Raw genomic sequence first — 13,728 nt, 5'->3', positions numbered from 1 at the left:
GGCCCGCTGTCGAGCCGTGGGCCAGGAGCCTGGTCGCGAGCGGTTTCGCCGGTGTGGGCGCGGTCATCGTGTACGACCGCGACGACCGCGGCGATGCCATAGCCGAACATCTGGACGCGCTGGGTTTGTACGCGGTCCGGATGCCGCCTCGGGACAGCGTGTACAACGGGCGATTCGAGGATGTCGCCCATGTGCTGCGTATGTTCGCGTCTTCCCTCCGGTTCGCGATCGTCACCGATGTGCGCGACGTGTTCTTCCAGTCGGATCCGATCACGTGGTTGGAAGCCCACTTGCGACGCCCCTTTCTCGCTGTCAGCGAGGGGGTGCGGTATTCCGACGAAGAGTGGAACCGGGCCAATCTGCAACGAAGTTTCCCGGCACATGTACAGCGCCTGTGGTCGAAACCGGTCTGCAACGTCGGAGTCATCGCTGGAGAGGCGGGGGTGATGGCAGATTTGTGCTTGGCCATCTCCCTGATCGCGGCATCGTCCGGGGTGTCGATCGCCGATCAGAGTGGGTACAACCTGTTGCTCGATATGGAGCCGTATCGATCGGCGGTGCAATTCGTGACGTCCGAGGAGGGGTTCGCCTGTCAAGCCGGGACATTCGCGGACCCCGGCAAGCTCGGCGCTTTGCGCCCATTTCTCTTGGAGCCCGAGCCGACCTTGATCGGGGAGTGTGTCCACACCTCCACAGGCATGCCGTATCCCATCGTCCATCAATACGACCGGGTGCCCTCGTGGAAACAGGCGCTGTCGAGCAGGCTGCGGTCGGCCCCGGTGGTGGGTGGATCCGATCCTCGACCTGGCCTGGCCCGAGTGCTCGGTGACGCCGATGGCGCATCTGTTCTGCAGATGGCGCAACGCGTCGGAGTGCCGCGCGAGCAGTCCTCGATCAGCTTGTTCTCAGCCGTTTCCAGCGATCTCGTCCACGCTGACGGCTCGCCTTCTCAGGAGGGCACGGCGTGATCCGCCGAGCTTCCGTCACTGGGGCTGCTCGACGCCTTTCTCCGCATCGGCATCCGTACCCCGTTGCCGGAAACTGAACTCGTAACTGCTGTAGCGGTATTTGCCGCTACCCGCGTCTTCCCACGTGAATCCGTACTTGCCGATGTGCTCCAGACGGATACGGGTATCGGCGTAGATGCTGAAGCCACTGCGCCGGGCACGTTCGGAGAACGCGTAATCTTCGCCCAGATACCACTGGTTCTCGCCATCCGGGACGATCATCGGCAAGAAGTACGGCACGTTGGCGCGCCCGAACTGCAAGTTGCAGACCGGCAGTTCCTCTTTCTCCGCGATCGTCTCGTAAACGTCGCGTTTGGTGAGCAGGAACCCGCCGGCCGCGTAACGGATCTCCACTGTGCCGCCGCCGTCGCCGAAAATTATCTTGTCGGTACCGGGCAGCAGACTGCAGACCAGTTCGCGCGTCATCTTCTTGGCGTAGATCCCGCAGACCACCGGCAGATCGTGGGACCGCAGCATTGTCACCGCATCTGGATCGAAGCGCACGTCCGCGTCGATCCACATCAACTCCTCGAAACCTTGCGCCAAAGCGTCGGTGGCGATTTGGCTGCGGGCCTGATCGATCGCGGAGCAACCGTAGACGCGCCAAACCGGGTAGCCGCGCCGTTCCAGTTCCGCCAGACCCTCCGAGCAACCGGGTTCGATGTAGTCGTGCACCGGCACCAGCACGACGCAGCGCGCGGGGTCCATTTCCATTTCTCCACCTACCAAGGCTCGAATACGAGCCCAACTGTACCCGGCAGCACGAGATCAACAGCCAGTGGGAAGTCGGCCCGATGTGGTTACGCGCGTGCCTTTTCCCCGCGCATCGACGCGGCGATCTGATTCGGCATCGGCTCGTGGCGCGCGTAGCTGCGGGTGAAATCGGCGGTGCCGTGCGAGATCGAACGCAGGTCGATGGCGTAGCGGCTGAGTTCGAGTTCGGGGACTTCGGCGTGGATCCGGGTGCGGCCTGCGCCGTGCGGCTCGGTGCCGAGGACGCGACCGCGGCGGCTGGACAGGTCGCTCAGTACCGGTCCGACGTAGTCGTCGGAGACCAGCACCCAGACTTCGGCGAGTGGCTCGAGCACCCTGATCCCCGCGGCCGCAGCGGCCTCGCGCAGGGCGAGCGCGCCGGCGGTCTGGAATGCGGCATCGGAGGAGTCGACGGAGTGGGCTTTGCCGTCGAACAGGGTTACGCGCACGTCCACCAGGGGATATCCCGCAGTCAACCCGCGCGCGGCCTGCGCTCGGACACCCTTCTCCACCGAGGGGATGAACTGGCGCGGAACGACGCCGCCGACCACTTTGTCCACGAACTCGATCCCCGACCCCTCCGGCAGCGGTTCGACCTCGATCTCGCACACGGCGTACTGCCCATGCCCGCCGGACTGCTTGACGTGCCTGCCGCGTCCGTTCGCCTTGCCCGCGAACGTTTCCCGCAACGCCACCTCGTGGTCGGTCACGTCGACCTGCACGCCGAACCGGGTCCGCAACCGTTCCAGGGCGACGTCGCGATGCGCTTCGCCGAGGCACCAGAGCACCAGCTGATGGGTTTGCGCGTTGTGCTCGAGGCGCAGCGCCGGATCCTCGGCGGCCAGGCGGGCGAGGCTCTGGGAGAGTTTGTCCTCGTCGGCTTTGCTGTGTGCGCGGATGGCGACGGGCAGCAGGGGATCGGGCATCGGCCACGGTTCGATCCGCAAAGGACTGCCGGTGGACGACAACGTATCGCCGGTTTCGGCGTGACCGAGCTTGGTGACGTAGGCGATATCGCCCGCGATCGCCTGCCGGAGCGGGCGTTGCTGCTTGCCGAAGGGCGCGGAGATCGCGCCGACCCGCTCGTCCAGCTCGTGGCTCTCGTGGCCGCGATCCTCGAGGCCGTGCCCGCTGATGTGCACCGTGTCGTCGGCGTGCAAGGTGCCGGAGAAGACGCGGACCATGCAGACCCGCCCGACGTACGGGTCGGACGCGGTGCGGATGACCTCCGCGGCCAGCTCGCCGTCCGGATCGCAGCGCAGCGGATGCGGTCCGGCGCCGTTGCTGGCGGTGATGGGGTGCTCCGCGGGCGTCGGGAAACCACCGGTGATCAGGTCGAGCAACTCGACCGTGCCGAGGCCCTGCTTAGCGCCCTCGGGCGCGGGCGCGGCGAACAGCACCGGGTGGAAGCTGCCCCGCGCCACCGCGCGCTCCAGGTCGGCGACGAGCGTCGCCAGGCTGATCTCCGCGCCCTCGAGGTAGCGCTCCATGAGGCTCTCGTCTTCACTCTCGGCGATGATGCCCTCGATGAGGCGGTTGCGCGCTTCCTCCAGCTCCGGCACCTGATCGGGTGACGGGTCGCCCTGGACCTCCTCGCCGGAGGAGTAGTCGCCGACGCAGTGCGGCAGCAGCTCCACCATGCCGGTGACCGGCCGGTGACCGTCCGGATTCTTCGGGCCGTACACGGGCAGATGCAGCGGGAGGATGTTCTCCGAGGATCCGCCGCCCAGCACGGTCCGGCAGGTCTCGGTCATCACGTCGAACTCGTCGCGGGCCGTGTCCAGGTGGGTGATCACGATCGCGCGCGGCATCCCGACCGCGGCGCACTCCTCCCACAGCGCCCTGGTCGCCCCGGCGATTCCGTCCGCGCCCTCGGCCGCCGAGATGACGAACAGTGCCGCGTCGGCCGCCCGCAGCCCCGCCCGCAACTCGCCGACGAAGTCGGCGTATCCGGGCGTGTCGACCAGGTTGACCTTCATCCCGCCCCACGCGACCGGCACCACCGACAGCTGCACCGACCGGTGCTGGCGGTGCTCGATCTCGTCGTAATCCGACAGCGACGTGCCGTCCTCGACGCGCCCCGCACGGTTGACCGCCCGCGCGGTGAGCGCCATGGCGTCGACGAGCGTGGTCTTGCCCGACCCGCTGTGCCCGACCAGGACCACGTTGCGGATCTGCTCCGGCCGGTCCGCCGTCATCACGCCGCCGTCGCCCGCGGCAGCTCCGTTGGTCTTGTCCACCATGTGTCTCGCTCCTTTGCCGACACCTGCCGTACCTCAACCTTCCCACCGGTCGTGGCGTTCCGCCGACGAATCGGCAGATCAGCGTGGGCGGTCACGGGCAGGCGGGGGAGGACTCGCCGGTCGTCACGAGCGTCTGGCAGGCCCAGCCCGTGGCGATGCGCCAGGAGCCGTCGCGGGCGACGAACGGCACGACGGCCGGCACGCGGCGTTCCGGGCTGCCGAGCACGACGGTCCCGAGCAGCTGACCGGGGCCGACCTCGGTCGCTTCGACAACCGTCGTGGTGATCGGCGCGTAGACCCGGGATATCCGCGCGATCAACTCCGGATCCTTGTCGTCGTCGGCGATCCGCAGCGGTTTGTCCGCCGCCGGGACCGCCGGATCGAGCGTGCGCCGCAGGCGGCCGTCGAGCTCGGCGACCGCGGGGATCGGCGGGCTCGGCTCGGCGTTCACGGAAGCCTCGGGCGCTGTGCCCGGGTACAGCTGACGGACGATGCCGAACCAGATGATCGAGGCGGTCACCCCGAGCAGGGGCGGAGAGCTGAATTCGTTGACCGCGACCACGACGCCGACGTCCCGCTCGGGTAGATAACCGAGGTGAGTGGTGTAGCCCGGGACCGCCCCGCTGTGGCCGATCCAGCGGCCGTACTCCATCACACCCAGCCCGTAGCGCAGGTCTCCGGCGAACTGGGTCCTGGCACGGAAGGTCTCCGGTTTCAGCAGATCGCCGCGGCCGAGCATGCGGGCGTAGTCGGCGAGGTCGGAGATCGTGGACACCATGGTGCCCGCGGCACCGGCGAGCGCAGGGGTGGTCCGCGCGGTGACATCGGTGGCCGCTTCGTCGAAGTGCGCGTACCCGCGGCTCTCCGGTGCCGGCATGGTGGCGTCGATGGGATACGTCGTGGCGCGCAACCCGTGTGCGGCGACGACATCATCGATCACGCGGTGCACCGGTTTTCCGTAGACCTTCTCGAGTATGAGGCCCAAGAGGTAGTACTCGGAGTTGGAGTACTCCACGCGATTGCGTGGCGGCATCGCCCTTTCCGGGTGCGCGATGATGGCACGCAGGCGGTCGCCCTCATGCCATTCGGATGCCGGAGTCTTCGCAGTGATCTGCTCGGCGAAAGCTGGTTCTTCCCGGACATCCCAGACGCCGCCCTGCATGCCGAGCAAATCGCGGAGGGTGATGACGTCGCCGTTCGGCACTCCCGGCACGTACCGTGCCAGCACATCGTCCAACGAGAGTCTTCCTTCGTCGGCCGCGCGCAGCACCGCGGTGGCGGTGAACGTCTTGGTGATGCTCCCGATCCGCACATGATTCGCCACGTCCATCGGACGACCGGTCGCGAGATCGGCTGTGCCGTAGGCCGTGACGAAAGTGCCTCGCTCGGGGTCGTGCACCGCGACCAGTACCCCGGGGGCGAGCCGCGCGCGCATCTGCGGCCGCACGATGCGGTCGATCCGCTCGGCTGCCTCGGATGGAAAACTCCGTTCCGCATGGTCGTTCGACGTACACCCGGCCAGCAGCGCCGCCGCCGTCGTCAGTGCCACGGCGATCGCAGCCCACGTTCTGAATCGTCCACCCATCGAGCCATCCCCCATTTCGATACTTCTGTCAGTGTGCCAGTGTCGTGAGCGGCCGGGGTCCTGCTGAGACGCCGTCGCACATCTCGCGAGACGTGCGAGAACGTATCGTTCTGGAACGTTCTGGACTCAGGACAACTGGCGGATGTCCCCGCGCACGCGGTAGAACCCGCCACGCGCCGACTCCGCGATGCCGTCGACCACGTACCGCGCCCCCGCTCGGCGAATGTCCTTGGGAAACTGCACGTTCCAGCCTTGGTGATATCCGGGCGAGACGACTCGCACGCGCAGGGAACTCCCCTGGTGCACACATTCCACGATGACGCCGGTGCCCGCGTCGGAGGTGATCTCGACGGTGTCGCTCGGCACCACCGCGGAGATCTCGGGAGCCTTCACCGACACCGTTTCCGGCAGCACGCCCTGCTCGGCATCACGGATCGCGGCCTCGCCGACGTCGAGACAGGCCAGCGTGCCGGTGGTGGTGACCAGGTACAGCTTCTCGTCGTGGTACTGCATGGAATAGGCCGAGCCGCAGCCGGTGGCCAGCTTCCACACGCGGTTACCGGCGGCGTCGAAGCAGTACACCGAGGAGTAGTTGTCGCCCGCGAAGACGTAGCGGCCGTCGGGCGAGGTGGCGCAGGAGAAGACCGCGGCATCGCACTGGTAGGTGCGCTCGGCCCGGCCGCTCTTGGCCACCATGCGGACCTGGTTGCGGGCGGTGCCCGCGTAGACGGCGCCGGATTCCTGCCAGCCGAACAGGACGTCGCCGCCGGTGCCCGCGTGCCACAGCGCGTTTCCGCTGTCCAGGTCGTATTTCGTGACGCCGGCGGAATGCCCGTGGTAGACGCCGCCGGTGTCGATGCGCACCATCCAGCCCGAGTCGCCGGTGCTGCGCCGGGTCCACAGCGACTCTTCCTCGTAGTCGATCACGGTGATGCCGCCCTGGCGGTCGGAGACGCCGAGGATGCCGTCGTGGATGTCGAGCCAGTAGATGTCGACGTCGGCCGCGATGTCGTAGGCCGCCCGCGGCACCTTGCCCGACAAGTCGTAGACGCGTCCGTCGTCACAACCGGCGTAGATCCAGAAATCGTCCGCCACAATGCATTTGACCGCATCCGGCAAGCGGTACCGGCCGGTGACCACGCCGTCCGGGGTGAGGGTGAACACGTCGCCGCTCTCGTTGCCCACCCAGCAGCGGCGCTCGTCGACGAAGATGCCGAAAGCGGCGGCGCCGGAGTCGAAACTCCACAGCACGGGCGCGGCTTTCGCGGTGGAGCGGCCGCTGCTGATCGCCCGCCGGGTGGCCGGGCGCCTGGCCCGCGCTCCCAGCACGGCGGGCGCATAGCCCTTCCGCACCTTCTCACCGATCTTCTTCGCCGCGGCCGCCTGCGCCTTCTCCTCGGAGGCGAACGAACTCACCTTCGTCTGCCCTTGCTCCCCGATGCGACCGAAACGGACGCTCACCTGCGTGCCCGCCACGATCACCTCGTAGAACTTGTGCGCGGTACCACTGTCCTCGGACAGTTCGAGATAGGTGGTTCCCCCGATTGTCATAGCGCCTCGCCTGGTTTCGTCAGATCAGAACGAAACGAAAGTTAGCAACGGGCACCGACATTCAGCGGAAACCGGCCGCGGTCACGTCCTTGCGGGCCGTGGCGGGTCTGGCAGAATCGTGCCGGGTTCGTCAGGAGGGGGGACACAGCATGGCGTTGACCGCACGATTCCAGCCGGGTTCGACCAGCCGCCCGTTCGTCGACCGTGAGCTGGTGCTGACGCGATTCGACGAACTACTGGCAGACGCCGCCGAGCAGCCGCGGGTCATGCTGCTCAGCGGTGTGGGCGGGATCGGCAAATCGCGTTTGGTCACCGAGCTGCGCGCGCGAGTCGAGAAGAAGCATCCGGCGGCGGTGCTGGATCTGCAGGTTCCGAGTCATCGGCAGGCCGCGGAGGGCCTCGCCGTGCTGCGCATGCAGTTCGGCGCGCAGAAGATCAAATTCCACCGCTTCGACATCGCCTGCGCGGTGCTGTGGCAGCGCATGCACCCGCATCTGCGCCTGACCTCGGAGTCGCTGGCGCTGGCCGAGCACAGCGAGATCCTGACCGAGATCCTCAACGACGCCACCGGGATCCCGGTCTTCGGCACCGCGACCCGGCTGCTGGACATCGGCGCCCGCCGCGCGATCCGCACCCATCGGATACGCCAGGACCCGGTTCTCCAGGAACTCGACCGATTGAGTCTCGCGGGCCTGGAAGAGGCCGTCTCCTATCTCTTCGCCGAAGATCTCAAGAGCGGGACCGAAGGCAGGCAGCCCTACGCGGTCTTCCTGGACGCCTACGAAGCGCTGATGGGCGGCACCGACCGCGAAGGCCGCGCGGCGGCGTCGGACGCGTGGTTACGCGATGTGGTCGCGCAGCTGGACACCGGACTGGTGGTGATCGCCAGCCGCGAGCCGCTGGGCTGGGAGCGGCACGACCCGGAGTGGTCGGGCAGAATCCGGGCGGTGCCGGTCGACGACCTGCCGATGGACGCCCGCTTCGCCTTGCTCGACGCGTCCGGCATCGAGGATTCCGCGGAGCGCGCCGCGATCGCCGCGTCGAGTGCGGGCGTGCCGTTCTACCTGCATCTGGCCATCGACGCCCGCACCCGCGCGGGCTGGGTGACGCCTGCCGAATTGGTCTCTCCCGAACCGATTCTCGAACGTTTCCTGCAACACGTGCGCCCCGACGAGGTTCGGATGCTGGAGTTGCTGGGCCTGCCGCGCACCTTCGATCGGGAGATCTTCACCGTGGTGGCACGGCAGTTCGGGCTACCGCACCACATCGCCGCTTGGAAGTCCCTCATCGGATACTCGTTCGTGTACGCGGCGGACGAAGGCGAGCGTTTCCAGCTGCACCAACTGATGGTGGACGCACTGCAGCGGCGTTTGGATCCGGACGTGCGGCGCACGCTGCACGGGGTGCTGCACGACCTCTGGTTCACGCGTGCGGAGCGACCGGCAGGCCGCGTCGCCGCTCTGCGGGAGGCGGGATACCACGGGGTCCGGTCCGGGCTGCTGTCCGCGGTGACGTTGCTGGGATACGTCGATCGGATCGAAGCGGCCGGGGGCAGCCAAGGAATCGGCGGGGTGATCAGCGATCTCGACCGTTACCTGACCGATCCGCATGAGAACCTGGCAGGTATGGCGGAACTGTCGGAACTGACGCGGTGCCTGGAAGCGGAAGCGGCGGTGCTGCTCGGCGACGCCAAGCAAGCCGATCGGCTCACCCGCGGCGTCGACCTGGATGGGACCGGACCGATCGCGGAACGGTTGGCCGTCGCCGCGGCGAACGCACGCCGCATCCTCGGTGACACCGACGACGCGTTGGCCATCTACGAAGACGTGTGGTCGCGCGGATCGGGCCGGGCCCGGCTCGTCGCCGGCCAGTGGGCGGCCGACTTGCACATGTGCCAGGGCCGATTCGGCCAGGCACTGGCCATGTGCGAGGAACTCGTCGCGATGGCGGACGGCGACGACCGTGAGTTCCTCGGGGACGTGGCGCGGTTGCGTCATCTCGCCTACCGGCTGGCATTCGACACCGAGCGCGCCGCACGATATCTGGACGAGGCCGACACCCACTATCGAGCCGCCGGAAGCGTCGTCGGCCAAGCCAATATCGCGACGAATGTCGCCGAGCTGCTGGCGCTCACCGACCCGGCCCGGGCGATCGCGGCCGCTGGGACCGCGATCGTGCGGCAGCGTGAGCTGGGTGCGTTGCACGAGCTCGGAAAGGCCTACACCGCACTCGGGTTGGCGCGGTTGTCACTCGGCGAACTGGACGCCGCGGAGCGTGCGCTCACCGAAGCCTGCGAGATCCTCGAGCAGGCCGGGTACCGGTCCGGGCGGGCCAGGGCCGAGCTGTTCCGCGCCGGTGTCTTCGCGCGCCGTGGGCAACGCGAGGCGGCCGTCCGCAGCGCGCGCTGGGCTATCGCGGAATTCGAGGGCGCGAACGTCTATCCGGGGCTCGTCCTCGTCGCGCGAGCGGTCCTGGCGCTCTACGGCTGGACCGAACCCGACATCTCCAGAGCCGCCGCGGCCGCGCGGTCGCGCATCCAGCCGCCGACGCCCGGCTCGGCCGTGGACCGCGATGCCGCCCGACTGATCGCACGAGTACTCGGTGTCGACGCCGAGGCGATGTACGACGACGCGCTCACCCGGCCGCAGTCGGCCGCAGGGTATTACAACCACAACGTCCGGGTCGACGGTGTCGCGGGTGCGGTGAACGTGCGGATTCCCGTCGAAGGCGCCGACGTGATGGACCTGCGGCAGTGGCCGGAGCCCGCGGTGCTGATCGCGATCGAGCCGTTCGTCGCCGCGGCGCCGAAGCTGCGCTGGGAATCGGTGCGTCCCGCCTTCCAGATCCACGATTACATCGACGGCGACCTCCTGGATCGCATAGCGCCGCGCGGCGTCCCGGTCCCGGCGCACGTACCGGCGGATGTCGCGGCGTTGTTCGCCGAACTCAGGCGTATCCCACGCGAGTTGCTGCCGCCGATCGAGTCCGACGGGACCGAGAACCCCGCCGCCTTCGCCCGTCGATTGTCCGCCGTCACCGCCCGGGTGTATCGCGAGAGCAGCGCGGATTTCGGCGAGCTGTACCGCCGGTTGGGCGTCCCCGACGAGCCGCTCGAGCACATCGTCGCGTCGTGGGACACGCTCGAGGCGCGGCCCTTCCGGATGGTGCACGCCGACGTGCACCGCAAGAACATGATCGTGCGAGACGGCCGGGTCGTGTTCCTCGACTGGGAATTCGCCCTGTACGGCGACCCGGTGTACGACGTGGCCACCCACTTGCACAAGATGGGCTACCTCCCGCAGGAACAGGAGGCGTTCCTCGCGGCGTGGATCGCCGCCGAGCCCGAGGCCGCGACCGGGGAGTGGCGGCGCGACTTGCGGACCTACCTCGATCACGAACGCGTCAAGTCGGTCGTCGTCGATGCGGTTCGCTACAGCAAACAGCTCAGGCAGGGCGGCGCCGACGCGGCGGCGGAGGCGGCGTTGGTGGCCGGCATGGCCGGGAAACTGCGGCTGGCGCGGAGGGTGTGGGGTCAGCCCGAGCCGGTCGAGGACGCGGTGGTGGAAGCGGCGCTACGCGGGCGTTCCTGAGGCGCGAGCGGGCGGATCATCTCGTGGGACCGCCGATCGAGATGCCGGTGATGAACTCGGCGACGATCGTCTGATCCGGATACTGCCGCCCGTAGACGGCGACGATGGCGCCCACGCGTATGTCGGAGGCGCGTTTGGCGACCAGGACGTTCACCTTCGTGTTGGCGTCGGCACGAACCTCGAGGCTGCTGCTGGTGAACGCGTTGCGCACCACCATCGTCGTACCGTCGTTGGAGATGACCTTTCCGAAGGTGATCCCGATGCCCGTCCGGACCGGCGGTGCGGCGGCGACGGAAGGCGTCGTGCGCGCGGTGGACGAGGGTGCCGTGGACGTCGGGGTGCTGGTGCGGACCGCTGTGGTGGACGTTGCCGCTGCCGTCTGCGTCGGGTGATCGACGAGCAGACACCCGGACACCACCAGCAGCAGCACACCGACGCAGAGCCCGACGAACGCGGCCGCGCCCGAGTGATACAGCCGATGCGGTTCGTCGTCCCGGTCCCGTGGCGGCAGCGGCGGCATTCCCATCGCCGTTGTGCGCGAGAGCGTTTCGGTCTTCGGTGCGAGGGAGCCCGGATGTACTCGAGGAGGCGTGGGCTCCGGTGCTTCGTCCTCGACATTCGACGGTGGCCTGCGCCCACTTCCCGAGGCCGTGATCGATCTGATCGTCGCCCTGGAAATGCTTGTGGCCGAGAGGGATTGGGAATCCGTGCCGAGCCGCGCCAGTCGCCCTACTCGCGCCGGGTTGCGACCGTGCGTACTCCAGCGAGGCATAGGCCAAGGTTAGGTCTCCATACCTCCGCATTTGTTTTCACTGCCGGGAGTACCTGCCTGACCAGCGCTTATTTGTGATCATCAGTTCAGTAATCCGATCAGCGCGGCGAGTTCGCCCGTGCGGGCGTCGTAGTCGAGCGCGAGTAGTGTTGCGCCGCAGCAACATTGTGGTGGACGTTTTCAGCGGCGCGTGGTCCTCCGCCAAAATAGGCGGCTCTTGGGTTCGGCCTCAGTTCGGTAGGACACCGATAGCACGGAATCCGATGGAACCGATCGGCCGTCCGCTGCGTCAGTGTCGATGTAGGACACGTGAAGATGCGTGTCGGTGTGTGTTGGTCGAACCAGGCAGTTGCGAAGTAGTAGGAGGTGTTGATGGCCGCATTCGATGTGCACCATGCTGCGGAAGACTTGGCGCGGATGGCAGCGGATTTCGAGCGTCGGGCCGAACGGTTTCAGGAGTTGGAAAGCCGCATGCGGGCGCTGACCGTCACCGAGGCCGGTAAGGACGATCGGGTTCGTGTCACCGTCGACAGCAGCGGTGCGCCCACGGCGATCGATCTGTCGCCCGGTTCGAGGGGGATGGACCCGGCGGTGTTGTCCGCCGAGATCATGGCGTGTCTGCGACGGGCCCAATCGGCGTTGCGGATACAGGTCGGCGAACTCGTGCGGAACACCGTCGGCGACGATGAGGCGGGTGCCGCGATCACCGCTCAGTACGCCGAGCGTTTCCCCGATCCCGAGCCGCGGACGAGCGCGCCATTCGAAGACCGTGCCGCTTCCTCGTCCGGCTACAGCCCGTCCATGACCTCGTCTCCTTTCCCGGCGCAACCGGGCGCGGCGTCCGCGGAGCCGACCGCTTCGCCGCGAAGCCGCAAACCCAACCGTGACCAGATCGTCGTCCCGGATGAACCGGATCCGGAGACCGAGTACTACAACCGCTCCTGGCTGGTGTGACCGTGACCAATCCCGACGCCATCTCCGTCGATCCTGATGAAGTGCGCGATCATGCCGCGAAGCTGCAGACACTCATGAAGAGTTTGACGTTGTCGCTGGAGGCCGCCGACTACCTGGGTTCCGCTGACGACGGGTTCGGCGAGATTCCCCGGCCGCTCGTGCACTTGGTGCTGGACGACAAACATCGCAACACCATCGCCGTGATCCGCAAGCTCGCGGAGGACGTCGCGGCGCTGCCGAGCAAACTCGACCTCGTCGCAGCGTCATTCGAAGACAAGGACAGCGCCTTCGGCAGATCGGTGACCGAACTGCGGGAAACCATCGCCGACGCATCGAGAGGCCCGAAGTGAGCACAAGAGTTGGTGACTGGCTCAACGAGCACACCCCTGGTTTCGACGACCGGAAGAAGCCCGAGAACAATCCACTGATCGCCGACGGCACCGACTATCGGGAGGAGTACTTCCAGGAGACCGTCTTCTGGATGCACGACATCGGCCTGAAGCAGGACGAAGAAACCAAGCTGCCCGGGGTTCTGTCCGGCACCATCGCCGGAGACGCTTGGGAGGCCTACGCCAATTTCAAAAACGCCAAGACGTTCGAGGCGATCACGGGTGGCATCTCGGCAGGCGCATCCGTTGCGGATGCGGTGGTCGACCCGTTCGGATTCGTGGGCGACCAGATCGCCGGATGGATGCTCACGCACGTCGAGCCGTACCGGAAGGTGCTGGATGGACTCGCTGGAAATGACAAGATGGTGGCGGCGTACTCCGCGTCTTGGAATCGCATCGCCAAGGAACTGACCGGCATGAGCGATTCGTGGCAGAAGGGTCTGGAGTCCGATATCGCGACATGGACCGGGAACGCGGGGGACGCCTACCGGAACCGGGCCACGGATCTCATCGACCAGATCGCCGGGGCGGGTGGCGTGGCGGCAACTCTCGGCGAAATCATGGATACCGCGTCGAAGATCGTCAAGGCCTTCCGCAAGATGGTGCAGGACATCCTGACCAGCCTCGCGGGAGCACTGATCGGGTACACCCTGGAACTCGCGGCGTCTCTGGGCGCGGCGGGCCCGCACGTCGCAGCGGCGGTGATCGCGAGGATCGGGCGCGACGGTTTGAAGATCTCCACGCTACTTCTCGACATGGCGAAAGCCTTCAAAGACGTGCAGACGCTCACCCAGGCCGTCGCCGCTGTCATCTATGCCCTCCTGGGTAAGGAAAACCAGCCTGCTTCGGCCTGACGATCGTGCCAGTACAACGAGGGGAAGTAC

At 67.3% G+C, this 13,728-nt stretch carries 10 protein-coding genes; 5 read left to right on the top strand and 5 right to left on the bottom strand.

Annotated elements, in window-relative coordinates:
* Positions 1-68: 68 nt before the first annotated feature.
* Positions 69-968, top strand: coding sequence for a hypothetical protein (locus tag QMG86_RS22550; RefSeq protein WP_281874673.1), 900 nt, complete (start codon positions 69-71; stop codon positions 966-968).
* A 15-nt stretch (positions 969-983) separates the two neighbouring features.
* Here QMG86_RS22550 and QMG86_RS22545 read toward each other — a convergent pair whose 3' ends face one another.
* The 4 genes from QMG86_RS22545 to QMG86_RS22530 all read right to left on the bottom strand — a co-directional run bounded on the left by QMG86_RS22545 (position 984) and on the right by QMG86_RS22530 (position 7,139).
* On the bottom strand, positions 984-1,715 hold the full coding sequence (locus tag QMG86_RS22545; RefSeq protein WP_281874672.1) for a hypothetical protein: 732 nt from the start codon (positions 1,713-1,715) through the stop codon (positions 984-986).
* 92 nt (positions 1,716-1,807) lie between these two features.
* Positions 1,808-4,003: an elongation factor G-like protein EF-G2 gene (locus QMG86_RS22540; protein ID WP_281874671.1), complete on the bottom strand. Its 2,196-nt coding sequence runs from the start codon at positions 4,001-4,003 to the stop codon at positions 1,808-1,810.
* 91 nt (positions 4,004-4,094) lie between these two features.
* Positions 4,095-5,588, bottom strand: coding sequence for a serine hydrolase domain-containing protein (locus QMG86_RS22535; protein ID WP_281874670.1), 1,494 nt, complete (start codon positions 5,586-5,588; stop codon positions 4,095-4,097).
* Positions 5,589-5,714: 126 nt separating this feature from the next.
* Positions 5,715-7,139: a WGR domain-containing protein gene (locus tag QMG86_RS22530; protein ID WP_281874669.1), complete on the bottom strand. Its 1,425-nt coding sequence runs from the start codon at positions 7,137-7,139 to the stop codon at positions 5,715-5,717.
* A gap of 149 nt (positions 7,140-7,288) precedes the next feature.
* On the opposite strand from QMG86_RS22530, the gene QMG86_RS22525 reads away from it, so the two are divergent.
* Positions 7,289-10,729 carry a phosphotransferase gene (locus tag QMG86_RS22525; RefSeq protein ID WP_281874667.1) on the top strand — a complete coding sequence of 1,147 codons (3,441 nt, stop codon included), beginning with the start codon at positions 7,289-7,291 and terminating at the stop codon, positions 10,727-10,729.
* Between the two features lie 16 nt (positions 10,730-10,745).
* On the opposite strand, the gene QMG86_RS22520 is transcribed toward QMG86_RS22525, so the two are convergent.
* A complete protein-coding gene (locus tag QMG86_RS22520) occupies positions 10,746-11,249 on the bottom strand; it encodes a hypothetical protein (protein WP_281874666.1) in 504 nt (167 codons plus the stop codon).
* Between the two features lie 624 nt (positions 11,250-11,873).
* On the opposite strand from QMG86_RS22520, the gene QMG86_RS22515 reads away from it, so the two are divergent.
* From QMG86_RS22515 to QMG86_RS22505, 3 genes are all read left to right on the top strand, one after another.
* Positions 11,874-12,455, top strand: coding sequence for a YbaB/EbfC family nucleoid-associated protein (locus QMG86_RS22515; protein WP_281874665.1), 582 nt, complete (start codon positions 11,874-11,876; stop codon positions 12,453-12,455).
* 2 nt (positions 12,456-12,457) lie between these two features.
* Positions 12,458-12,805: a hypothetical protein gene (locus QMG86_RS22510; protein WP_281874664.1), complete on the top strand. Its 348-nt coding sequence runs from the start codon at positions 12,458-12,460 to the stop codon at positions 12,803-12,805.
* A 131-nt stretch (positions 12,806-12,936) separates the two neighbouring features.
* On the top strand, positions 12,937-13,698 hold the full coding sequence (locus QMG86_RS22505) for a hypothetical protein (protein WP_281874663.1): 762 nt from the start codon (positions 12,937-12,939) through the stop codon (positions 13,696-13,698).
* Positions 13,699-13,728 lie beyond the last annotated feature (30 nt).

The sequence above is a fragment of the Nocardia sputorum genome (genome assembly GCF_027924405.1).
GTDB lineage: Bacteria > Actinomycetota > Actinomycetes > Mycobacteriales > Mycobacteriaceae > Nocardia > Nocardia sputorum.
Note: the sequence above shows the minus strand (reverse complement) of the source record. Positions and strands in the feature narration are given on the sequence as shown.

Coding starts and splice junctions, on each gene's coding strand:
- QMG86_RS22535 (WP_281874670.1), bottom strand. CDS start 5,588: ATGGGTGGACGATTCAGAACGTGGGCTGCGATCGCCGTGGCACTGACG.
- QMG86_RS22540 (WP_281874671.1), bottom strand. CDS start 4,003: ATGGTGGACAAGACCAACGGAGCTGCCGCGGGCGACGGCGGCGTGATG.
- QMG86_RS22525 (WP_281874667.1), top strand. CDS start 7,289: ATGGCGTTGACCGCACGATTCCAGCCGGGTTCGACCAGCCGCCCGTTC.
- QMG86_RS22515 (WP_281874665.1), top strand. CDS start 11,874: ATGGCCGCATTCGATGTGCACCATGCTGCGGAAGACTTGGCGCGGATG.
- QMG86_RS22520 (WP_281874666.1), bottom strand. CDS start 11,249: ATGCCGCCGCTGCCGCCACGGGACCGGGACGACGAACCGCATCGGCTG.
- QMG86_RS22505 (WP_281874663.1), top strand. CDS start 12,937: ATGCACGACATCGGCCTGAAGCAGGACGAAGAAACCAAGCTGCCCGGG.
- QMG86_RS22530 (WP_281874669.1), bottom strand. CDS start 7,139: ATGACAATCGGGGGAACCACCTATCTCGAACTGTCCGAGGACAGTGGT.
- QMG86_RS22545 (WP_281874672.1), bottom strand. CDS start 1,715: ATGGACCCCGCGCGCTGCGTCGTGCTGGTGCCGGTGCACGACTACATC.